Source organism: Rothia sp. HMSC058E10, assembly GCF_001809415.1.
Taxonomy (GTDB): domain Bacteria; phylum Actinomycetota; class Actinomycetes; order Actinomycetales; family Micrococcaceae; genus Rothia; species Rothia dentocariosa.
This window is the reverse complement of sequence record NZ_KV797641.1, coordinates 56,014-79,392: the sequence shown is the minus strand read 5'-3', so window position 1 is coordinate 79,392 and position 23,379 is coordinate 56,014. Positions and strand designations below refer to the sequence as shown.

At 54.5% G+C, this 23,379-nt stretch carries 19 protein-coding genes and 1 tRNA gene; 12 read left to right on the top strand and 8 right to left on the bottom strand.

Annotated features, from left to right (window positions below; translation table 11 throughout):
• Positions 1-20: 20 nt before the first annotated feature.
• Positions 21-917, bottom strand: a complete 897-nt coding sequence (gene map, locus HMPREF2609_RS08715) for a type I methionyl aminopeptidase (protein ID WP_070523455.1) — start codon at positions 915-917, stop codon at positions 21-23.
• Between the two features lie 248 nt (positions 918-1,165).
• Here map and HMPREF2609_RS08710 point away from each other — a divergent pair, with 248 nt between their 5' ends.
• A complete protein-coding gene (locus tag HMPREF2609_RS08710; RefSeq protein ID WP_013398853.1) occupies positions 1,166-1,360 on the top strand; it encodes a hypothetical protein in 195 nt (64 codons plus the stop codon).
• 106 nt (positions 1,361-1,466) lie between these two features.
• Here HMPREF2609_RS08710 and panB read toward each other — a convergent pair whose 3' ends face one another.
• Positions 1,467-2,390: a 3-methyl-2-oxobutanoate hydroxymethyltransferase gene (gene panB, locus HMPREF2609_RS08705; RefSeq protein ID WP_070536437.1), complete on the bottom strand. Its 924-nt coding sequence runs from the start codon at positions 2,388-2,390 to the stop codon at positions 1,467-1,469.
• Between the two features lie 332 nt (positions 2,391-2,722).
• Between panB and HMPREF2609_RS08700 the strand changes: the two genes are divergently transcribed.
• The 4 genes from HMPREF2609_RS08700 to HMPREF2609_RS11265 all read left to right on the top strand — a co-directional run bounded on the left by HMPREF2609_RS08700 (position 2,723) and on the right by HMPREF2609_RS11265 (position 8,765).
• Positions 2,723-4,063, top strand: a complete 1,341-nt coding sequence (locus HMPREF2609_RS08700; RefSeq protein ID WP_070536435.1) for a glutamine synthetase family protein — start codon at positions 2,723-2,725, stop codon at positions 4,061-4,063.
• Between the two features lie 27 nt (positions 4,064-4,090).
• Complete coding sequence (locus tag HMPREF2609_RS08695) at positions 4,091-7,477, top strand: bifunctional [glutamine synthetase] adenylyltransferase/[glutamine synthetase]-adenylyl-L-tyrosine phosphorylase (RefSeq protein WP_070536434.1); 3,387 nt, start codon at positions 4,091-4,093, stop codon at positions 7,475-7,477.
• Between the two features lie 110 nt (positions 7,478-7,587).
• Complete coding sequence (locus tag HMPREF2609_RS10815; RefSeq protein WP_141745276.1) at positions 7,588-8,553, top strand: hypothetical protein; 966 nt, start codon at positions 7,588-7,590, stop codon at positions 8,551-8,553.
• Between the two features lie 65 nt (positions 8,554-8,618).
• Entirely contained in the window at positions 8,619-8,765 is a 147-nt protein-coding gene (locus tag HMPREF2609_RS11265; protein WP_246825631.1) for a hypothetical protein, read from the top strand.
• Between the two features lie 185 nt (positions 8,766-8,950).
• Here the strand turns inward: HMPREF2609_RS11265 and HMPREF2609_RS08685 are convergent, their stop codons facing one another.
• Positions 8,951-9,589, bottom strand: a complete 639-nt coding sequence (locus HMPREF2609_RS08685; RefSeq protein WP_070536432.1) for a hypothetical protein — start codon at positions 9,587-9,589, stop codon at positions 8,951-8,953.
• Positions 9,590-9,708: 119 nt separating this feature from the next.
• Positions 9,709-10,338: a hypothetical protein gene (locus HMPREF2609_RS08680; protein WP_070536430.1), complete on the bottom strand. Its 630-nt coding sequence runs from the start codon at positions 10,336-10,338 to the stop codon at positions 9,709-9,711.
• A gap of 140 nt (positions 10,339-10,478) precedes the next feature.
• Here HMPREF2609_RS08680 and HMPREF2609_RS08675 point away from each other — a divergent pair, with 140 nt between their 5' ends.
• Together HMPREF2609_RS08675 and HMPREF2609_RS08670 are read left to right on the top strand one after the other, a co-directional pair.
• Complete coding sequence (locus HMPREF2609_RS08675; RefSeq protein ID WP_048751938.1) at positions 10,479-10,733, top strand: type II toxin-antitoxin system Phd/YefM family antitoxin; 255 nt, start codon at positions 10,479-10,481, stop codon at positions 10,731-10,733.
• 2 nt (positions 10,734-10,735) lie between these two features.
• Entirely contained in the window at positions 10,736-10,996 is a 261-nt protein-coding gene (locus HMPREF2609_RS08670; protein WP_013398864.1) for a Txe/YoeB family addiction module toxin, read from the top strand.
• A gap of 91 nt (positions 10,997-11,087) precedes the next feature.
• Here HMPREF2609_RS08670 and hrpA read toward each other — a convergent pair whose 3' ends face one another.
• Positions 11,088-15,527 (bottom strand): ATP-dependent RNA helicase HrpA, encoded by a 4,440-nt coding sequence (gene hrpA / locus HMPREF2609_RS08665; protein WP_070536428.1) that lies wholly within the window; start codon positions 15,525-15,527, stop codon positions 11,088-11,090.
• A 111-nt stretch (positions 15,528-15,638) separates the two neighbouring features.
• Here hrpA and HMPREF2609_RS08660 point away from each other — a divergent pair, with 111 nt between their 5' ends.
• Positions 15,639-16,334 (top strand): GNAT family N-acetyltransferase, encoded by a 696-nt coding sequence (locus HMPREF2609_RS08660; RefSeq protein ID WP_048754821.1) that lies wholly within the window; start codon positions 15,639-15,641, stop codon positions 16,332-16,334.
• On the opposite strand, the gene HMPREF2609_RS08655 is transcribed toward HMPREF2609_RS08660, so the two are convergent.
• The 3 genes from HMPREF2609_RS08655 to HMPREF2609_RS08645 form a co-directional block, all read right to left on the bottom strand.
• A complete protein-coding gene (locus HMPREF2609_RS08655; protein WP_193389112.1) occupies positions 16,331-17,275 on the bottom strand; it encodes an NADP-dependent oxidoreductase in 945 nt (314 codons plus the stop codon). The two genes, HMPREF2609_RS08660 and HMPREF2609_RS08655, sit on opposite strands and share 4 nt — an antisense overlap.
• 223 nt (positions 17,276-17,498) lie before the next feature.
• Positions 17,499-18,017: an HXXEE domain-containing protein gene (locus tag HMPREF2609_RS08650; RefSeq protein WP_070536426.1), complete on the bottom strand. Its 519-nt coding sequence runs from the start codon at positions 18,015-18,017 to the stop codon at positions 17,499-17,501.
• A 266-nt stretch (positions 18,018-18,283) separates the two neighbouring features.
• Positions 18,284-18,356: transfer RNA gene (locus HMPREF2609_RS08645), tRNA-Arg, on the bottom strand.
• 118 nt (positions 18,357-18,474) lie between these two features.
• Here HMPREF2609_RS08645 and argS point away from each other — a divergent pair.
• The 4 genes from argS to HMPREF2609_RS08630 all read left to right on the top strand — a co-directional run bounded on the left by argS (position 18,475) and on the right by HMPREF2609_RS08630 (position 23,328).
• The gene (gene argS, locus HMPREF2609_RS08640; protein WP_210391466.1) at positions 18,475-20,139 is read left to right on the top strand and encodes an arginine--tRNA ligase; all 1,665 of its coding nucleotides are present in this window, start codon (positions 18,475-18,477) and stop codon (positions 20,137-20,139) included.
• On the top strand, positions 20,139-20,294 hold the full coding sequence (locus tag HMPREF2609_RS10955) for a hypothetical protein (RefSeq protein WP_013398870.1): 156 nt from the start codon (positions 20,139-20,141) through the stop codon (positions 20,292-20,294). Before argS ends, HMPREF2609_RS10955 begins: the two co-directional genes overlap by 1 nt.
• A gap of 28 nt (positions 20,295-20,322) precedes the next feature.
• Positions 20,323-21,837, top strand: a complete 1,515-nt coding sequence (locus HMPREF2609_RS08635) for a diaminopimelate decarboxylase family protein (protein WP_070536422.1) — start codon at positions 20,323-20,325, stop codon at positions 21,835-21,837.
• 207 nt (positions 21,838-22,044) lie between these two features.
• On the top strand, positions 22,045-23,328 hold the full coding sequence (locus tag HMPREF2609_RS08630; protein WP_070536420.1) for a homoserine dehydrogenase: 1,284 nt from the start codon (positions 22,045-22,047) through the stop codon (positions 23,326-23,328).
• The last annotated feature ends 51 nt before the right edge of the window (positions 23,329-23,379 follow it).

The following is a 23,379-nucleotide window of genomic DNA, read 5'->3' as shown; positions in this document are numbered from 1 at the left end:
TGTGTTATTTGGGAGAAAAACTAAGGCAGGGTGAGAACATCCACGCCGTCTGCTGTGACAACCATGGTGTGCTCAAATTGGGCGGTGCGTTTGCGATCGCGGGTGACCACAGTCCAATCGTCATCCCACAGATCCCACTCGATCGTGCCGAGGGTCAGCATGGGTTCGATGGTGAAGATCATGCCCTCTTTGATCTCCATATCATAGGCGGGTGCCGCATCGTAGTGCGGGATAATAAGGCCCGAGTGGAATTCACGCCCCACGCCGTGCCCGGTATAGTCACGCACTACACCGTATCCAAAACGCGCCGCGTATTTTTCAATCACGCGACCGATAACGTTGATTTGACGGCCTGGTTTAACCGCCTTCATCGCGCGGTTGAGGGCTTCTTCAGTACGTTCTACCAGCAGACGGGATTCTTCATCAACGTTGCCCACTAACAAAGTTTTATTGGTGTCGCCGTGCATTCCATCAAGGTATGCGGTGACGTCAAGGTTCAGAATGTCGCCGTCCTCAAGTACCGTGGAGTCGGGAATGCCGTGACAGATTACCTCGTTCAGCGAGGTGCATACCGATTTCGGGTAGCCGCGATAATCCACGGTGGAGGGGTAAGCGCCGTGATCGCAAATATACTCGTGGATCAGCACATCGATCTGATCGGTTGTCGTGCCCGGGACGGCAATCTTTGCCGCCTCCACAATAGCGCCTGCAGCAACCTTACCCGCTGCACGTACTCTCTCAACCTCTTCAGGGGTGTACATATTTGAATCGTTGCCCTCATTGGGGGTTTTCTTACCCACGTATTCGGGGCGAACAATATCTGCCGGTACAGTGCGCATGGGGGTAACAACTCCGGGGGTCAGGCACCCTATGGGTGCGGCACCCGGTTCTGCGGGAAGATTATGAGAAGTAGCCATAAAATTATCTTACCGGCAGAACACAGGTGTATCGCTAGGTACCCCATACAAAACCCGAACCTTTTTCCATATACGCAGAATATTTTTCATCATGCGCGCACAAGCTCTAAAACGGCTATAGAGTAGTCCACGAAAAATAGTGAAACGGTACATGAGGATGTAAAAGATGTGTAAATACGTTACTGTAAAGGGCATAGAAAACCCGCAAGTTTTCTGTCACCAAAGCGCAGGTATGCTGAAGGAGAATAATGAGTATTACCGACAATGTCACCCCAGGCCCACATCCGGTGCAGTACTGGTACAACACCTTTACCGGGCAGGTAGAAGAAGGGCAGCAAAGCAAGATTACCCACCTGTGGGGTCCTTATGCGACACGCGAAGAGGCCGAAAAGGCCATGGAAACAGCGCAGAAGCGTAATGAAGAATGGGACAATCAGGACTAGCCGATTTCCGCGCAAATCTTAAGAGCCAGACTCACCGTGTGTGAGGCTGGCTCTTGTGCTTTGTAGATTTTCCGCTGCTCCCTAAGACGGTTTTTCTGAGGAGATCCTACTCAAAAGTGTGTTCTTTGGCGGGGAACTCACCCGAGCGCACCTCGGCGCGGTAGGCACGTGCCGCATCCTCAAGAAGCGAACCGATCTGCGCAAATTGTTTGACGAACTTGGGGAGTTTACCCTCGCGCATTCCCATAGCGTCTTGCCAGACGAGAACCTGGCCGGTAGTGACGTTACTTGCGCCGATACCGATAGTGGGGACTGCGCCCACCGCCTGATCAACGCGGCGCGCGGTCTCTGTAGTCACCATTTCGAGAAGCACACAGAATGCGCCAGCTTCGGCGAGGGCACGTGCATCCGCAACAACGGCATCGCTTTTTTCGCCACGGCCCTGCACCCGGAAACCCCCGAGAGCATGCTCCGACTGCGGGGTGAAACCGACGTGTGCGACAACCGGAATACCTGCACGAACTATGGCACGAACCCACTCGGTCATAGCGGCGTTGGCCTCGATTTTGATAGCATGTGCCCCGCCTTCTTTCATGAGGCGCGCCGCCGAAGCGACTGCTTGTGCGGGAGACTGCTCGTAACTGCCGAAGGGGAGATCAGCAACCACCATAGCGCGGGATGCGCCGCGTGCTACTGAGGCTACGAGCGGAATCATCTCGTCAAGAGTAACGGTGAGAGTGGACTCATATCCGTAGACGACATTAGCGGCGGAGTCACCGATAAGAAGCATATCGATTCCCGCGCGGTCAAAAATCTGGGCTGTTAAGAAGTCATAGCAGGTGAGCATTGAGAACTTTTCGCCCGCAGCTTTAGCTTGCGCGAGGTGGAGGGTACGCACTTTTTTCACCGTTTCAAGGCTGAAAGGCTTATCTCCGGCTCCCGTGGGGGTGGCACTCGTCGCGTTGTGCGGGTGCTGTGCAGATGTGGTAGACGCGGATGGTGCGTAAGGGGCGTTTTCGTTCTCGCTCATGGGGTCTATTTTATCGTGGTTGCTCCGGTATTGCTGGGGAGCGGTTCGCTGATAGATAACGCCTGACCCTGTGGCTGCGCCAATTCATCGAGGAGTCTAACGTTCTTTAGCGTGAGCGGAACATACAACAACTGAGCTACACCTGCCTACCTGACCCACAGAATTTACATAAACGAAACCTGAACATCAGGCTTTTGCGGGAAGAAACCGATAGTCTAGAAAGAGACATAAAACCGTGCCAGCGCACTCGCGTCTTGCGGCACCAACATATGCGTGAGCACGGCATCACTCACCGCCGAGTCAGCTACCGCCCGGAATACAGGGAGATATCTATGGACCGTCAACAGGAATTTGTACTGCGCACCATCGAAGAGCGCGACATTCGCTTTATTCGGCTGTGGTTTACCGACGTGGTGGGAACCCTCAAATCCGTAGCATTAGCCCCAGCTGAGGTTGAAAGCGCCTTCGAGGAAGGGCTCGGCTTTGACGGTTCCTCTATTGAGGGTCTTTCGCGCGTGTACGAATCCGATATGCTGCTTCAGCCCGATCCCTCCACGTTCCAGATATTGCCTTGGCGCGGGATTGAAGACCATACCTCCCGCATGTTCTGCGATATTCTTACACCCGATGGTGAGGCGAGCGCATCCGACACGCGCGGTGTACTTAAGCGAACCCTCAACAAAGCAGCTGAAATGGGGTTCACTTGCTATACATCGCCCGAAATTGAGTTTTATCTGCTCAAATCTGCTCAGCTGGGTGATGACGGTTTTCCGGTACCGGTAGACTATGAATCCTATTTTGATCACACACCCGGCGGGATTGTACAGGATTTCCGTCGCAAGGCAGTGACCATGCTTGAAGAGGTTGGTATCTCGGTGGAGTTCAGCCACCATGAAACCGGTCCCGGGCAGAACGAGATCGACCTGCGCCATGCTGATGCTCTGCAGACCGCTGATAATGTGATGACGTTCCGTACCGTTATCAAAGAGGTGGCGTACACGCGGGATCTTTACGCAACGTTTATGCCTAAGCCTTTCACCCAATATGCCGGCAGCGGTATGCACACCCATTTCTCGCTTTTTGAGGGCGATACTAACGCGTTCTTCGAGGCCGGGGCTGAGTATCGTCTCTCAAAGACGGCACGGCACTTTATCGCCGGGGTGCTCAAGCATGCCCCGGAGTTTACCTCGGTCACCAATCAGTTCATCAATTCATATAAGCGGCTGTGGGGCGGTGGGGAAGCACCCAGTTACGTTTCATGGGGGCACAATAACAGGTCGGCGCTGGTGCGTGTACCGCTCTATAAGCCGAATAAGATGCAGGCGGCGCGTATCGAATACCGCGGGCTTGATTCGGCCTCGAACCCTTACCTGGCATATGCGGTAATTCTCGCCGCAGGGCTCAAAGGTATTGAGCACGAGTATGAGCTCATGCCTGCCGTGACTGAAGACCTTGCCGCTATGACAACCGCAGAACGCCGCGCTATGGGGTACAACCCGCTGCCTGCTTCTCTGCGTGAGGCTATTAACCGCACCGAGGACTCCGAGTTCATGGCAGAGGCTCTGGGTGAGCAGGTTTTCGAACAATTCTTACGCAATAAGCGTGCCGACTGGGAACAGTACCAGGCGCAGGTCACTCCGTACGAGCTCAAGCATAATCTGGGTATTCTCTAGCGGATAGGCGAGTTTCGGGAGGGAACCATGCCAGAGCAGCAACCTACTGAAGGCACAGCGGCGGTACCGGCGGATGCGGAACGTCAAGAACGCGCACGCAGGCGCAAGCGCATGGTCGCCGCCGGGTTCTACGATGCTGCAAAGAGCGAGCGCTGGCTTGATTCCCCCGAACTCGCCCAGGTTAATACGGATGCTCTCTTCGCCGGGCTCCGCTGGGCACCCTCGCCGGATATCGCGTTACCTTCGCTGGTGAGGCTTATCGAAAAGCACCCCGCAACGGCGGAGCGCGCGAACCGCGGGGATGCCGAATTTAGCATGTTCCGGCTTTTGGGCTCTTCGCAGGCATTGGGCGATTTTCTGTACCGCAACCCGCATTTAATCGACCATGTTCTCGACAGCCACGGGCTAGACTCTGAACCCGAGCTCATCGCCACTCAAGAGCCTAGCACTATTCAGGCAGAGGACATCGAGCCGCAGATAGACCCGCACGATGTTGAAGAAACCCCGCATATTCGCGGGTACAGCGGCGCTGCCGGGGGTAAAAAGCTCGACGATATTGATGAGCCTACGGCCCCGCTGGCAACCGCATACCGCACGCATCTGTTGGAAGCGGTGGGTGCAAACCCCGACGATGAGCGGCCGCGCGCATCACGTGAGATGACGGGTAAAGACGGGTATACAGCGCTGCGCGTGGCGTACCGTGCCGCACTCACGAAAATTGCGCTTGTGGATGTGTGTTCGCCAGACCCTGTGGAACTTATGCCCACGGTTGGGCGGCATCTTGCCGATCTTGCCGCCGCCGCTCTGGAAGGGGCGCTTGCAATAGCCCGCACTGAGGTGGCAGAGGGTCTGGGTGGTGGACTGTGCTCGGCACCCGCGCGGGGCGCATCCGTAGATGCCCTGGATTTGGCGATTATCGGTATGGGCAAGTGCGGGGCACGCGAGCTGAACTATATTTCTGATGTAGACGTAGTGTATGTGATAGCACCCGTTCCCGCCAGCGAACTGCCCGAGGGAGTAGAACCCCTCACCGAGCAGGACTGCGCCCAGATCGGTACTGAGCTGGTGCATGCGCTAACGAAGGCAATCATGGCGCCCGCCGCTGAGCCTCCGCTGTGGGAGGTAGACGCGAACCTACGCCCCGAAGGCAAGGACGGTCCGCTGGTGCGCACCGTCGAATCCTATGTGCGGTACTACAAGCGTTGGGCTGAGAACTGGGAGTTTCAGGCGCTTTTGAAAGCCCGACCAATCGCTGGGTCTGCGCATTTGGGTGAAAAATATGCGCGCGCAATCGAGCCGTTCGTGTGGGAGTCAGCCGCTCGGGATTCCTTCGTGGAATCTGTGCAGGCTATGCGCGCCCGCGTGACCGATAATATTCCCGCCGCCCAGCTGGAACGTCAAATAAAGCTCGGCCCCGGCGGTCTGCGCGATGTCGAGTTCACGGTTCAGCTTTTGCAGCTGGTGCACGGGCGCACCGACCCCGCCGTGCGCACCAAATCTACTCTGGATTCGCTCGCTGCACTCACCCGTGCCAGTTACATTAGCCGTGCCGATACCGAAGCGTTCTCACGCGACTACAAGAAGCTGCGTCTGCTGGAGCACCGCATTCAGCTTATGCACCTGCGACGTACCCACCTGATGCCCGACCGCGCCGGGGAACAGCGCGCCCTTGCCCGCTCCCTGGTGCCCGCCGAACGTATGGGGACGCTCTCGGCCGAGCAGATGCTCAAAGCATGGCAGAAACTTAAACGCAATGTGCGTTCCCTGCATGAACGTATTTTCTTCCGTCCGCTGCTGGCCGCGGTTTCAACGTTGAGCCGCGACGAGGTAGCGCTTTCTGACCAGGCGGCACAGGACCGTCTGGCTGCGCTCGGCTACCGCGACCCGCGCGGAGCCATGCGGCATATCGAAGCGCTCACCAACGGAGTCAGCCGCCGCGCCGAGATTCAACGGCACCTGATGCCCGTGCTCTTGGGCTGGTTTGCTGAGGGGGTGGATGCAGACGCCGGGCTGCTGGGGTTCCGCCTGGTCTCAGAGTCTTTGGGTACCACGAGCTGGTACCTGCGTATGCTTCGCGATTCGCCCGCCGCGGCGGAGCGGCTGTGTCAGATACTCTCAAGCTCGCGGTATATTACCGACCTGCTGGAAGACGCGCCCACTTCCATCACCTGGCTTGATAAGGTTGCCGACCTGCAGCCGCTGAGTGCGGGCGCTCTCAAGGCTGAAATTACCTCGCTCCTGTCACGACATGAAGATTCTGCGGACGCTATGCGCGCGGTACGATACCTGCGCCGCCGCGAGATTCTGCGCATCGCCATGGGAGACGCCCTGAACCTGCTGAGCGTGCAGCAGGTGTGCACCGGGCTGGCGACCGTGGACGAGTGCACCATCGGTGCGGCGCTCGCCCTGGCGGAACGCGAAGAGATTAACGCAGGGGAGCGCAACGAGAAAACCGCGCCTCAGAAGAACGACGCACCGCAGCACGATTCTCAAGATGCGGCGGGGGAGAACCCCGAAGACGAGCAGCGGAACCCGCTACTAACCGAGATCACGGTGATTGCGATGGGGCGCCTGGGCGGTGCCGAGAACGGTTTCGGCTCCGATGCAGACGTAATGTTCGTGCACCATCCCGTGGAAGGCGCCGATGAGAAAGAAGCCCAGGCGCAGGCAAACCGCATTGTGAACCGGCTGATGCAGCTGATTAAACAGCCGGTACGCCCGGCAATCCGTGCCGAACGCCCGCTTGAGGTAGACGCAGATTTGCGCCCCGAAGGTAAGCAGGGTGCGCTGGTACGCTCGCTGGATTCATACCGCGCCTACTATGAGCGCTGGGCAGAGACATGGGAGTTTCAGGCGCTCTTGCGGGCTCGCCCGATCGCCGGTTCTGAGGATTTAGGGCGTGCGTTTGTTGAGCTGATTGACCCGTACCGGTATCCGCGTGAGTTCACGGTGGAACAGGCGCAGCAGGTGCGGCGCATGAAGGCGCGCGTGGAGCATGAGCGCATGCCGCACGGGGCAGACCGCACCCGGCAGCTGAAACTGGGGCGTGGCGGGCTCTCTGATGTGGAGTGGCTGGTTCAGCTGATTCAGCTGCAGCATGCCCATGAGGTGGAGGGGCTGCGTACTACCTCAACCCTGGAGGCACTGGATGCCGCCGTGCAGGCTAACCTGGTGGCTGCCGAAGACGCCGAGGTTCTGCGGGATGCGTGGCTGCTGGCGACCAAGATTCGCGGCGGCAATGTGCTGCGTGGCGTGCGTCAATCCGATCTGCTGCCCACCCTGCGCGATGCCCTGGAGGCGGTAGCCCGCTGGAGCGGCTACACCCCAGGCAGCGCCCGCCAGCTGGAAGAAGATTATTTAAGGGCTACCCGAAATGCTAGGAAAGTTTATGAGAGGCTTTTCTTTGAGGGGTAATTATTTGATATATAGAATGTATCCGTAAGATTACTTGATTAATATCTCAATATGTGGTTAATATATGATTTAGCTAGAAAATGATACATAACCATAGAAAAGGTGTTGTAATGTCCTCGTTATGGAGGCAGAGTCGGTCTCTAAAAAATGAGTCAAAACTATCTTCAGCCACCATAAATAAGTCTAAAGAACCTAAAGGTCCTGTCGGTATTTTTTTTGACTTCATAAAGCAGTGGTGGATTTTTATTACAATTGGGTCATATTTATTTATGGTTTCCGTTTTGGTTTATGCTTATACAGACATATTTTCAGGAGATATCGTTAATGCTACTGACTATGTTCAGTACTACGTTATAAATAATTCCTACCGTGTGATTCTATTCTTAGTTATTACTATAATACCGATCTCGCTATTTTTCTATCCCTGGTTTTCCCTGAGCTATATGGTTTATAAAGAACCCAAAAGCGAAAATAAGAACAAACTTGAAAAATTCTATAAATTAATAAATATGTATATTAAATCTTTTGGACCTATTTGGGTGATATCTATAGTACTTGCAATTCTCTATTATATATTATCATTATCTTCATATTCAACTACATATCGAAATGGGAACCAAATACTTAGCTCGGATATTGAAAAAAATATGTCTTCCATAGTCGTTTTTATGGTGATAATATTCTTCCTTTCTTTAATGATTTTCGGATGTATGTATTTAACTCTTTCAGGTTTATCAAATGGAATTATTTTTATAACAAGTTTCTTTTCAATATTATTATATATTGGTTCTATATTCCTTGTATTTAGAATGGTTATTTTTAGTTATAGTGGTGTTTCCTGTGTTGTAGATTCGTACAATTCTAAAAATAGTGGACGTACTTCATTGCCCGTATCTTACGATACAAGAGGAGTTCATGTTTTTACAGGGAACTATGATCCTGGTACTGGAAAATGGACAAACGTACACCGTGAATACTTGCAATTTGAGAAAGGTTATAAAGTTACCTCCGGTGTTTGTGAATCTAGTTCTAATGCGTCTTCCATATCTCCTCCGCAGGGGCAACAAATTCCGTAGTAAACAGGTCGTTAGATATTCATCTTTAAGAACTATTCTTACCCCCAATAGCGAGACGTCACCCTATGAAAACTTTTTCCTATAACGGTTCTGTCGAGCAGTTTACCGAAATTCTCGACTACGTCGAAGCGCATCGTGAGGAAGCCATGACTACCCGTGCTGGGCATGAGTTCATTGTGGTTTCACCTCTTTCTGAATACGAATCACTCTGAGAAAATATGTACCTGATGAATTCTCCGGCGAACGTTCGTCACCTTATGGCTTCTATAGCCCGGCTTGAGCAGCATATTCACAAAACGGGAGCGGTTTCTTTATCTGAGGGCATTTGAACCGCTCTCGGATAAAGAAACCGCCCCCGAAATGGGTAACGACTCTATGTATGTTTCCCTGCTGAACGTCATACCTGTTGACCGCTTAGATTTTGACCAACTGGGTTCTCCGCAAGATATTGCGGAGCGGCTGCCAATGAGGCTTCCTGCCTCAAAACCTGTTGATCTTCGGGGCTCGTTGGGGAAGGCCAGCGACCATTAATCTGACGAAATACCAGCGCACACATAACCCGTTCACCTCGCAGATACCGGGACGTAAATGCAATCTTGCGCTTATCTGCTGTCTTGAGAACCAGCCATCCACCGGGATGCCCCGAGCTATACGCGTACGAATCAATCTCGTGAAAGGGGATACGGGTAACTTTGCCGTACCATGTGCACTGTTCAATGTAATCTACACCGGTTTCAACATACTGACGTTGGCCCATGAGAATTGCCCAGACGCCAAACACTAAGCAGATTCCAATAACCCCAAACGCCATATACGGAGGCATCGGATTACTGCCCGAGATCAAAGCTGGGGTGATAAGGGTAAAGAGCACTCCCACAGCAACAAGGAAATAACCACAAAATCTATACCAACCGGGCAGCTTTGCCCTGATCGTCCCATCGGGTTGAGGCTTTACTTGCGCGGCATGTTTTCTATAGAAGTAGCCGCTAACCGCACCGATACACACCAGAAGAATCGCAGTAATAATAAAAGTCATATATCCATAATACGTGTTCAAAAACTGAGGAAGGGGAGACCAGATACTTGCGGGCCGATCTTAGAGCAAGGTTTTCTTGCCCACCTCCGAATCGCTTGCTGTTGTAGGTACCGTATCTGTTACCGCCGCAAGCCCCGAGCTTTTGGAGTCTTCGCAAGGTACTGCTGAGCGGCTCTCATGGATGATTCCTCTCCCAAGACTCGTTGTTCCTCCTGGTTGTATGGGGAGGGCCAGCGGCCATTAATCTGGCGAAACGCCAACGCAGCAATCACCCGTTCACCCCGTAGAAAACGAGAGTTAAACGCTATCCTGCGTCTATCCGCCGTCTTAAGAACCAGCCAACCGCCAAGGCCCGCTGGACTATACGAGTACGAGTCAATCTCATGGAAGGGAATTCGGGTCACTTTGCCGTACCAAGCGCGGCGTTCGATATAGTCCACGCCGGTTTCAATGTATTGGCGCTGACCCATAAGAATCGTCACGATACCAAGACCGAAGGTCATAGCAGGAAAGCCAATCGCCATGTTTAGGGGCATAGGATTGCTGCCTGAACTTAAAATAAGTGAAGCAAAGGCTAAGAAGACTCCTGCTGCAATGAGAAAATAACCAAACGCGGTGTACCAGCCGGGCAGCTTCGCTCGGACGGTTCCATCAGGCTGAGGTTTTATCCGCGCGGCATGTTGTCTGTAAAAATAGCTGCTTCCCGCACTAATACCTATCAGAAGAACCAACGTAGCGATAAAACTCATACCATCATCATACGTGTTCAAAACTTTCGGACTGGCGCAGAAATAACTGGAGAAACCGGTCTAAATGTATGGTAACCGAGCTTCATTGCTTTCCTATCAAGCCCTCTGTACATTATACTGTACAGAGAAAGAAGGTGTTTATGAAAACCATGTCTTACACCGAGTCTCGGGCTCGGTATGCTGAAGTACTTGACCACGTTGAAGACCACCGTGAAGAAATTGTTATTACTCGATCGGGGCACGAGCCAGCAGTTATCCTCTCCTTGTCTGAATATGAATCTCTTCAAGAGACTGCCTACCTTATGCGCTCCCCGGCTAATGCACGTCGTCTTATGGAATCTATCTCTCGTCTTGAAGCTGGTCTTGGGTCTGAACATCAGCTGATTGAGGAATAGTTGTGAGAATTATTTTTGACGATTCAGCATGGAGCGACTATCTCTGGTGGCAGGTGCAAGATCGGAAGGTTCTCAAGCGCATTAATCTGCTGATCAAAGATGTTGAGCGAAATGGTAATGAAGGTATAGGGAAGCCTGAAGCTCTCAGACATCAATTTTCAGGCTGGTGGTCGCGCAGAATTACTGATGAACACCGTCTCGTATACAAGCTTACTGACGACTCTATTGTCATAGCTTCATGCCGATATCACTATGGCGCGTAGAAGGGTTGGGTGTTGCCACAAGATTCAGAATCTTGTGGCAACAACCAACCCTTCGAGGAACGAAAACCTAGACAGAGCCTGCCGAAAACCTCTACCTCTTCACCTGCTCCAGTGCCTCGCGTTGTGCCTTGGCGATGCGCTTTTCAGAGACCGTGTACGCCGTGCCGAGTTCCTGGGCGAAGAAGCTCACGCGCAGCTCCTCAAGCATCCAGTTCACGTGGGCGAGCGCATCGGGAATAAGAGTCCCCTCAGGCAGAGACTTGACGGCGGAATCGTAGGAATCCTCCAAATCCTGCACCGTGAGCATGAGCTGATTATCTCGGTTCAGGTTCGGTCCCAGCTTCGTCAAGCGTATCTGCGCGGCCTTCAGATAGCGTGGCAGGTGAACCAGCTGATCGTACCCGGTACTTGCCACGAATCCGGGGTATACCAGGTTATCGAGCTGCCCCTTCACGTCTGAGACGGCGTGCATGGTGCTCAGCGAGGTTGCTTTCTTAATGGCTTTGCGCAGCGCCGCCGCCTCTGAGAGGACTTCGGCAACCAGCTTGGTAACCTCAAAGACGGTATCGATCAGCTCGGCGCGCACATGCTCGAACAGCTCGCGGTATTCGGCGCGCGTGAACACGGGCGTATGAGGCACCAGCTTGTCGAGTGCGGCAACTGTGCAGTCCCGAATCAGCTCGTCAATCGAGCCGTGCGGGTTCTGTGTGAACACAATCTTCTCTTTATTTGACAGGTGATCGCTCACGTACCGCTCAGGCGAGGGCACCTGCAGCTGCAGAAGACGAATAATACCGCGCCGCTGCGAATGCACCTGCTCGGCCTCGGTGGGGAAAATGCGGATGCCCACGCTTGTTTTTTCGTCCACCAGCGCCGGGTATCCGCTGACCGCCTGGGTTGCAATAATGCGCTGCACCTTGCGAGGGATCTCCTCGCCAGGAAAATCGGTCAAACCCGTGGTCTCGCGGATAGAATCTTGAGAATCTGCACCCTGAGCGGTGGCTTTTCCGGGTTTTGTGCCCGACCCTGCGCTGTTTTCCTGCGCGCCCTGCTGCACCGAACCGGTTCGCGATGAAGCCCCCTGCGCGGAGTTCCCGCCCGCGAGCGCCGCCATCTTCGCCACCGTATCTTCAGAAGCGCCCAGCGAATCTGCCAGGGCTGAGCGAATCTGCGCGTGAAGTTTTTGCTGCAGCTCACGAATATCTTTGCCTTCGCCCAGAATCTTATTGCGGGCATCGCGCACCTGGAACGTGAACTTCAGATGATCCGGCACGGAGTCCCAGTCGAAGGCATCCGGTTCAACCACCACGCCGCGCAGACGGCGCAGCACCAGCGCGAATGAGGGCAGAAGCTCGTCAGTCGCGGGGGAGTAGTCCGCCTCTAAAGACTCCAGTGCCATGCGTGCAACATCCGGGGCGGGCACAAAATTACGGCGAATCGCTTTCGGCAGGGACTTAATGAGTGCCGTTAAAAGTTCATGGCGCATCCCCGGAATCTGCCAGCGGAACGGCTCGGGGGTCAGCTGGTTCAAGAACAGAATCGGTACCTGAACCGCCACGCCGTCGCGTTTTGCTGTATCCGTGCGGGCACCGCCCAACCCTGCACCCGGGGCGTATTCGTACCGCAAATCCAGGGTGAGTTCGCCGCCGTCGGTACGCTGCACCCACTGGCGCGGGAACTGCGAATCGTCATAATCGGCGGCATCCTCATTAATAAGGTTTTCCGGGTTGAAATCGAGTAGGTTATCGTTCTCTAAACGCGCGTGCTTCCACCATTTATCGAAGGACCGAACGTCCGTCACATGCTCGGGGATGCGCGCATTATAGAACTCGAAAAGCACGGCGTCATCCACCCGCAGATCGCGGCGGCGCAGGCGGGCCTCAAGCTCCTCAACCTCAGCCAGGGCACGCAGGTTGCGCTTGTAGAACTTGTGCTGGGTGCGCCAGTCGCCCTCCACCAGGGCGGAACGAATAAAAATCTCACGTGCAGCGGCGGCATCCACTCGGGAATACTGCACCGGACGGTCAGCATAAATCGTCAGTCCGTACAGTGTGCCCTTCGTATACGCCACGGCGGCACCCCGGCTTGCCGACCAATGCGGCTCGGAATACTGCTTCTTCAGCAGGTGCCCGCCCACTTCTTCAACCCACTGCGGCTCAATCGCGGCGTTTGTGCGTGCCCACAGCCGGGAAGTCTCCACAAGCTCGGCAGAAAGCACCCAGTCGGGGTTCTGCTTGAAAAGCCCTGAACCTGGGAAGATAGCGAATTTTGTGCCGCGCGCCCCCAGATATTCGCGCGGACCACGCGGGGCTTTGCCGTAGGTTTTCTCACGCTCCTCTTTAGCACCCACATGCGAGAGCAGACCCGAAAGCAGACTCTTATGAATCTCAACCTCACGCCCCGAAGCGTCAATATCGCGCCCGTTCGACACGCGGATATTCGCGGTGCGCCCCATCTCACGCAGCTGGGCGAAAAGATCCTGCCACTCACGAATACGCAAAAAGTTAATAAACTCGCGGTGGCACATTTTTCGCAGCTGCGAAGAGGAAAGCTCAGCCTGGCGCTCATTAATGTACTGCCACAGCAGCAGGAACGATGAAAAATCAGATTTATCGTCCGTGAAACGGGCGTGCATCTCATCGGCGGTGCCACGCACCTCAGCCGGGCGTTCACGCGGATCCTGAATCGTCAAAGCGGCGGCAAGAACCATCATCTCTTTAGCACAGTCACGGCGCGAACCCTCAATAATCATGCGCGCCAAGCGCGGATCGACCGGGAACGCACTCATTGCACGCCCCTTAGCAGTCAGCGTTGAGGTAGCACGATGATGCTTCCCCCTCTTATCCGTGCGCGCCGGTTTTTCAGAAAGCGCCCCAAGCTCACGCAGCAGATTCACGCCGTCATTAATCGCGCGCGATGCGGGCGGCTGCACAAACGGGAAACGCGCAATATCACCGGGCTCACGCACCACGCCGATCGCAATCATCTGCAAAATAACGGCTGCCAGGTTTGTGCGCAGAATCTCCGGGTCGGTAAATTCGCTGCGCGAAGCGAAATCGTCCTCAGAATACAGCCGAATCGCAATACCATCGCTCACACGACCGCACCGACCCGAACGCTGGTTCGCGCTCGCCTGAGAAATCCGCTCGATCGGAAGACGCTGCACCTTCGTGCGTGCCGAATACCGCGAAATGCGGGCGGTACCGGTATCGATCACATACTTGATACCCGGCACCGTCAGCGAAGTTTCCGCAACGTTCGTCGCCAGCACGATGCGCGGCCGACTCCCCGGTGTAAACACACGGTGCTGCTCCGCGAGAGACAGACGCGCGTACAGCGGCAGAACCTCATAGTTCATACGTGGGGACTTGGCGACCAAAGACTCCAAAGCATCGTGAGCATCGCGAATTTCGCGTTCGCCCGAGAAGAAAATCAGGATATCGCCGGGCGCCTCCTTCGACAACTCCTCAACGGCGGCCAGGATCCCATCGGTTGGGTCACGGTCTTCGTCGCCTTCATCTTCATCAGCGTAGCCGTCCCCATCAAGCGGGCGGTAGCGAATCTCCACCGGGTAGGTGCGCCCCGAAACCTCAATAATCGGGGGAGCATCATCGGGAAGAATCTGCTCGGCAAGCTCACGTTCCTCATCGCTGAGAGAATCGTCTACCACACCCTTACCTGGCACGAAACTCGGTGCGAAATGCCTCGCGAATCGTTCAGGATCAATGGTTGCGGAGGTAATAATGACCTTCAAATCGGGGCGCTTCGGCAGAATCCGCTTCAGATACCCCAGAATAAAATCAATATTTAGGCTGCGCTCATGTGCCTCGTCAATAATGAGCGTGGAATACTTGCGCAGCAGCTTATCGTGCTGAATTTCGGCGAGCAGAATACCGTCCGTCATGAGTTTGATAGCGCTGTTCTCGCCCACCTCAGAGGTGAAACGCACCTGATAACCCACGGTCTCACCAATTTTCTGCCCCAGTTCTTCGGCGATGCGCTCCGCCACCGAACGCGCGGCAAGGCGGCGCGGCTGGGTGTGCCCAATCATACCTTCCTCGGCAAGACCGAGTTCCAAGCACATCTTGGGCAACTGCGTGGTCTTACCCGAGCCGGTCTCGCCAGCAACAATGATGACCTGGTGATCACGAATAGCCGTCTTAATGTCTTCGCGGCGCTCGCTGACGGGCAGTTCTTCGGGATAGGTAATCTCAGCGGGAATCAGCGGGTTGTAGGGACGCTGTTCGGGCCGGTCCCGGTGGTTCTTGCGGTGCGCGCGTTTTTGCGGGTTTTTGGAGCGTGAAGCGTTATTTTTACGCGAGGGATTCTTGTGGGCATTACGCCGTTTCGAGCTTGGCTCTGCTGTGGAATCATCGCCGGGTTTCTCATCGGATGTTTGGGATGTGCGCGCGGGCTTTTGAGGTGCGCGCATCGGCGCCGCATGAATAGCAGCCGCCATACTCGCCATACTGGGTGCGGTTCGAGCGGTCTTAGGAGTATCTGTGTGTTCGGTGGGTTTCTGCTCAGACATATCGTTACTAGTTTACTCTTCTGTATTTGGTGCCCAAGAAAACCGTGTTTTCTGCGGAGTCTTGTGTAATCTTGGAGCAGATACTAATAATCTCAAACGCAAAGGCAGGTCATGAAAATAAAACTGCGGGCTTGGCGGGAAGATGATGCCTTAAGACTCTATGACATATACCGTGCAACGCCCGATCTCGTACACCAGATGCCAGCTCTCAACAGTGTAGAAGATGCGCGAACTCTTATCTGCGAAGAGCTTCTTCCATCTTCTGGACACATCCCATGGTGTTTGGAAGCTGATAACCAAGCTGCCGGGTGCGTAGGTTTCAGATGTATGGGGCGCCAGCCTTCTGGAACCTGGGATAGAGCTTGGGTTTACTACTGGATCTCGGCAGAAACCCGAGGGCTCGGTATAACAAGTAGATGCGTGCGTGCGGCGTGCGACTGGGCACAGAATATAGACGCGTCGAATGATAGCGCTGTATCACCCAGAAAACCCGCAGAACAAGCCAAGATCAGCTACGATTTCTCAGCTCTTACATCCGCAAGGTCCCCACGTGTTCGTCGTTTAGAGCTTGGGTACCGCACCAATAACCCTGCATCAGCGGCAGTGGCACGCCGTACGGGGTTCGTGGTTGAGGGCGTAGAACGTGAAAAGTTCTGCTACAACGGCGTGCTCTATGATGCCGCCATAGCCGCGCGCCTTCACAGAGACGTGGACCATATGCTGGCAGCCACCTCATCGTCTGGAGTGTCGGCAGCGCAGCCCTATAAAGATTCAGGTTCTTCTTCCAGAGAACACATAGAATCCTAAGGAACAAGCACCACTTTGCCGCGCACATGCCGGGAGCCCACAAGCTCATGAGCTTTCGCTGCCTGCTCTAGCGGGAAAGTCTGATCCACGTGAATTTTCACGATCCCCAGCGACATGAGTCGAGCAATCTCACCCAGCTGATAACGGTCGGGATGCACCGTCAGCCACTCTGCCGTAAACCCACGCTCGCGTGCAGTCTCTAAAGGATCGGGGCTTGTGAGCGTCACGATTCGTCCGCCCGGAACCAACACATCCAAAGAATCTATGAAGGTTTGTGCACCCGTAGAATTCAGTACCACATCAAGGGTAGGACCTAGAACCTGCCGGAAATCCTGGGTTGTATAGTCGATAAATTCTGCGCCCAAAGACTGTATAAAATCACGGTTTTTCTCAGAAGCCGTGGCGTAAACTGTAGCGCCAGCGTTGAGGGCAAGCTGAATCGCGAGATGACCAACACCGCCAGCGCCCGCATGGATCAGCACGCGCTCGCCGGCAGAAAGTTTCGCAACCTCAAAAAGTGCCTGGTATGCCGTCAAGGCTGCCAGGGGAGCGGCACCCAGCTGCTCATCGGGAATATCTGCAGGTGCGTGCACAAGCTGATGGGCAGGAGCCAAAACGTATTCGGCATATGCCTTACCCGGATGCGGAAACTGCACCAGCCCGAAAACCTTCTCGCCTGGCTGGAATCCCGTGTAATCGCCCGCCGTTTCACAAACCAAACCGGCGACATCCCATCCTAAAACGGCGGGTTCTTGGTCAAGATTAATCAATGATGCCGCAGGGCCCAATCCCTTGCGCGTTGTAAGGTCTATAGGATTAACACCAGCGGCGGTAACTTTGAGAAGAACATGCCCGCGAAGGGGCGAAGGCATAGGAGTCTCTGTAAAATGCAGATTCTCGGGCTCACCCCATACGGTGAGCTGTACCTGGTGCATGGTCATGATGAGCCCCTTCTGCCTTGACGATAACGATTGGAAACATTCTCTCAAGCGCAGGTCACGGGGCAAAATAGCATGTCATAAAAGGCAACTCTCACACGTGCCGTTTTCGTGGCGAGTGTGTGTATATCCTAGCTAAATTGAAGCCCTATAAGTTCCTGTAGCAGAGAGCTATCAGCGCCGCGGGGGCTTATTGCCTAACTATAGAAACCCGGGAACCCTAGTATTACGCGATCTTCTGAATGAACGTTTCAATCTTTCCCGATAGTCGGTAAAGCATATGTAGGTTAATAAGAACTACAGCACTCAAGACCACGGTCAAAATAACTAATTTGAGGTAATCGATATGCTGGGTAGCAAAGATAGCGTATAAGGTAATAGCGTTAAGCGGCATCGTAAATACTGCGGTCCTGCTGCCCGGTGCCCATCCAGGAAAGATAAACGCCTCGCGGATATGAAGGATAAGATGCAGGATATAAGCGATAAAGATAGCTGTGACGGTCTCAATGGAATCAAATATGACCCCGCTAAAAAGGATCAGACAAGCAACAATAAATTCCTCACCGATCATGGCGGCAATAGCTGCGGTTGAGGGGTAATGGTCTTGCCCCGCTATAAAGATTTCGTCGTGGTACCGGTTATCGCTGGAGTACTTCTCGATGTAGCGGCGCACGAAGATGATCTCCTCAAATTCGTGCACCATGAAGAGAGCGATCGTAATAAATGCAAAAGTGCCTATAGACATCCTAGCCTCCCAGGTTCCTGCATAGTTTCGTTTCTCCACGTCATTTCATGGTACGGCTCAGCGGGCTAATTGTCAGTGGTTTAAGTAAAAATGGCCTGCCCCATCAAGAATGAGGGATAAGCCAATAAAAAGTGCCATTAAAGGCTGAGGGGAAGCGGGTTCGAGCGTGCGAGAACAGAGGAGCCGACCGAAGGCGCGTAGCGCAACCTTCGACTTTTGAGCATATATAAGGCCTACCCGCTGAAGTGGATAGACCAATAAAAAAGTGCCCTTGAAAGGATTCGAACCTTCGACTTCTTGCTCCGGAGGCAAGCGCTCTATCCACTGAGCTACAAGGGCTGACATATGAAATTTTGGTGACCGCCTTGGCACCTCAACCGGAAACTAGGCGTTTCAGCCGCATACGGCGCACAAGCGAACCTCTATATCCTATCAGATGTTGCTAGAATATGTAGCTATGACTCCCGAAGAACTATCAGCAGCAATTGCTCAAGAACTCGATAAAACTATCGAATCCGGTCAGCTTACCCTTACAGATAATGCAGAGCTTCCCCTCGCGCGCGTGGAGCGCCCCAAATCTCGCGAACACGGTGACTGGGCGACTAATATTGCGCTGCAGCTCGCCAAGAAAGTTGGCAAGAACCCTCGCGAAGTAGCAACCGTTCTTGCCGATAAAATTGCCTCAATTCCGGGGGTGTCAACGGTAGATATTGCTGGCCCCGGCTTCCTCAATATCACCCTGGATGCGGCAGCGGCAGGCACACTAGCCGCAACTATTGTAGAAGCAGGCGAATCTTACGGTACGAGCGATAAGTTCGCGGGGAAAACCATTAACCTCGAGTTCGTTTCGGCTAACCCCACCGGCCCCATCCACTTGGGCAGCACCCGCTGGGCGGCCGTGGGCGACGCGCTCGCCAATATCCTCGAAGCCGAGGGCGCAAATGTGGTGCGCGAATACTATTTCAACGACCACGGCACTCAAATTGATCGGTTCGTAAACTCGCTTCTTGCTGCAGCCAAGGGAGAGCCTACCCCTGAAGACGGCTATGCGGGCGCCTATATTACCGATATCAAAGATCAGATTCTCGCCCAACGCCCAGACGCGCTCGACGCCGAAAACCCTGCAGAAGTTTTCCGTGAAATCGGAACCGAGCTTATGTTCGCACAGATTAAAGAGTCTCTGCACCGTTTCGGTACCGACTTTGATGTCTTCTTCCACGAAAACTCGGTATTTGAATCTGGCGAGGCCGACCGCATCATTGAGCAGATGAAACAGGATGGTCAGCTTTTTGAATCCGAGGGCGCGTGGTGGATGCGCACCACCGACTACGGCGATGATAAAGACCGGGTGGTCATTAAATCGGATGGTAATCACGCCTATGTTGCTGGAGATATTGCGTATTTCCGCAATAAAATGACTCGTCCTGAGAACCCTGCGGACATAGCCATCTATATGCTTGGCGCAGACCATAGCGGCTACGTAGGACGACTCAAGGCTATCGCTCAAATCTTGGGGTACCGGACCGAGCAGATCGAGGTCATGATTGGGCAGCTGGTGAACCTTGTCAAGGACGGCAAACACGTGCGTATGTCGAAGCGTGCCGGTAATGTCGTCACCCTTGAAGACCTTGTAGAGGCTGTGGGCGTGGATGCGGCACGTTACGAACTCATTCGCTACTCGGTAGACAGCACAATTGATATCGATCTTGATCTGCTTGTGCAGAAGAGCAGCGATAACCCTGTCTATTATGTGCAGTATGCGCACGCCCGCACCGCGGCTGTAGAACGTAATGCCATTGATGCTGGCGTGCATCTTGCCGATGGCGTGGACACAGGGCTTTTGAATACGCCCGCAGATACTGAGCTTCTTGCAGTGCTGGGGCAATACCCGGCAACCGTGCGTACTGCAGCGGAATTCTACGAGCCGCACCGCATGAGCCGTTATCTGGAAAACCTTGCGGCGGCCTACCACAGCTGGTACGGCCTCTCGCGCGTGGCTCCAAAGGGCGATGAGCCAGTGACTGATCTGCACCGTACCCGTTTGCTTCTCAACAATGCAACACGTCAGGTACTCGCCAACGGATTGGGTCTGCTGGGGGTCACCGCCCCCGAGCGTATGTAATGCCGAACCGACCGGAAGCTGCGTACCCCGCCAACACGATGACGGGGCACGCGGCTTTTGTATATTGGTTTATCCGCTATCTGAACACCACCTATGAGCAGCATCGTGGCAGCAAGGCGTTCCGATATAGTGGTGATGGCATCACGAATCTGTGACCGTGACACAAGACCCGAGGACTTCTGCATGAGCGACGCACAATCCCTGTACGCCCCCGACTGGCTTACCTGCCCCGAACATCCGGCTGAGCTGAACCGTACCATCTGGACGGACTCATTTCAGCGTAATCATGGGGGAGAGCTAACCATCGACGGCATTGCAGCGAGTGAGCTTGTCAAAAAGTTTGATACTCCGCAGTACGTATTTTCGGAAGATACATTCCGAGCTAGGGCACGCGGGTACCGCCAGGCATTCGAGGATGCTTTCGCCCGGTATGGCGCGCAGGTGAGTGTCTACTACGCGGGAAAATCATTCCTGTGCACGTCCGTGGCGCGGTGGGCGTATGAGGAAGGTTTGTGTCTTGATACGGCATCGGGCGGGGAACTGGCGATTGCCCTGCGGGCGCAGGTTCCCGGGCAAAATATCGCGCTGCACGGTAATAACAAGTCGCGCGGCGAGATTGCGCGCGCCATCAAACACGGGGTAGGGCGTGTGGTGGCAGATTCCGTTGACGAGCTTAAACTCATCGCGGATGTGCATGCCGAGCTGAACACAGAACGCGCCGCAGCGGGGCAGGAGCCGTATCCGGCGGTACCCGTGCTCATTCGGATTACGCCCGGGGTACATGCCTCCACCCACGAATCTATTGCTACGGCGCATGAAGATCAAAAATTTGGGATGTCGCTTCAGCCTGGAACCGCGCGTCTTGCCGGGTTAGATGCCGATGAACTTGAGTATTGGACGAGTACCGAGAATGAATCCTACGCGATGCTTGCCGCCGGTATTCTCACCGCTACGGATTCCCTGGAATTCCGGGGGATTCACTGCCATATAGGTTCGCAGATTTTTGAGGCTCAGGGTTTCGAGCAAGCGGCAGATACTGCCCTCACCTTTATGCATGCCGTGAACCAGAAATACGGTCTTAGCCTGCCTGAGCTTGACCTGGGCGGCGGCTACGGTATCGGTTATACCGAGGCCGATACCCCGCGCAGTATTGAGCAGATTACCGTCTCGATTGCGGATGCTGTCGCGGCAACCTGCGGGCGTCTTGGCATGACGATTCCGCATATGTCTTTTGAACCTGGCCGCTCGATTTCAGGCCCCTCAGGGGCGACGCTCTACACCGTCGGCACCATTAAAAACGTGAGTATTGAGGATGAGCACGGTCAGATTCGAGTGCGCCGGTATGTCTCGGTGGACGGCGGTATGAGCGATAATGCGCGCCCGGTGCTCTATGACGCCGACTATGCGGTAACCTTGGCGAACCGCGCCCCGGCGGGAGAGCAGGTGCTTTCACGTGTGGTAGGTAAACACTGCGAATCGGGTGATATTGTGGTGCGGTACTGCTATCTTCCCGCTGACCTTCAGGCGGGGGATATTCTCGCGGTGCCAGCCACCGGGGCGTACTGTTATGTGCTGGGGTCGAACTATAACTACCTGAGCCGCCCGCCGGTTATTGCTACGTCGGCGGGGGAGGCGGCGTATCCTATTATTCGTCGACAAAGCGAAGATGAGATGCTTGCTCTAGACACGGGTTTCTAGTACGGGCACTGAATCTTTTCCGCATGATGACACCGCATGGCGCATGTTTGGGTAAGAAGCTGCACGTAATATAACGACACCCCCGTAAATGGCGGTAATGTTGGCGTCTTGACCGCGCCCAGGTTCCGCTCTCTTGATACAGTTGATGATGACGTTGCCCGTTCCGTACTGGCGCGTTCACCACTCGGTCAAAATGTAGGAGATAACGTGACTGACACCATTAAGGTTGCTCTGCTCGGCGCTGGGAACGTTGGTTCTCAGGTAGCGCGTATTTTTAGTGAGGATAGCGCGGTTCTCAAAGAACGTATAGGGGCACCTGTTGAGCTGATCGGTATAGCCGTGCGTGATACTGCGGCTAAACGCCACTGGGATGCCGACCCAGGGCTGTATACCACCGACGCAGACGCCCTGATTGACGCTGCCGACGTGGTGATCGAGCTGACCGGCGGTATTGAACCTGCACGAACCCGCATTATGCGTGCTCTAGAATCTGGTAAATCGGTGGTTTCGGGTAATAAAGCGCTTCTGGCAAAACACGGTGTTGAGCTTCAGGCTGCTGCCGATAAGTCTGGCGCACAGCTTTCTTATGAGGCAGCGGTCGCCGGTGCAATTCCGATTTTGCGTCCCCTGCGTGATTCTTTGGCAGGCGATACCGTCACACGTGTGCTGGGCATTATGAACGGCACCACCAACTACATTCTGGATCAGATGGATACCACCGGCGCAACCTTTGCCGATGCACTCAAAGACGCCCAGGAACTCGGCTATGCCGAAGCAGACCCCACCGCCGACGTTGAAGGCCACGATGCTGCATCAAAGGCTGCTATTGTAGCCTCATTGGCGTTCCACTCTGATTTCACCATTGATGACGTTCACGTAGAGGGTATTACCGCTGTAAGTGCCGATGACGTTGCCGCCGCAGATGCCGACGGCTACGTGATTAAACTCCTGGCTATTTGTGAGCGAGATGGTGACGGAGTCAATATCCGTGTAGCTCCTACGCTTATTCCGCGGCAGCATCCACTGGCAGGTGTCCATGGCGCATTTAATGCCGTGTTTGTACAGGCGCAGAACGCAGGCGAGCTGATGTTCTACGGTCCCGGTGCCGGTGGGGCACCGACCGCTTCTGCCGTTCTGGGTGATTTTGTGTCGTTGGCGCGCCGTCTGGTATTGGGTGGTCCGGGTGTGCCCGAGTCCTCTTACGCGCAGCTGCCTGCTACCGGATTGGGTGACATTATCTCCCGCTATTCGGTAGGCATGTTGGTTGATGACAAATTGGGCGTGCTCGCAAATATTGCTCGTATTTTCGCCGAACACGGTATTTCGGTGGATTCTTTGCGTCAATCTACTCCGCGGGATGGCGCCGCACAGATTCGCTTGGTGACGCACTCTGCCAAGGACTCTGACCTGCGCCGCGCGATCGCGGTGATCGACGGTTTAGATACTGTGCGCGAGATTATTTCCGTGATTCGCGTCGAGTCCGGTAAATAGATCAGGAAGACTAGAATTTCAGCGCGGAAATTCTCAAGTCCGCGCGAGTAA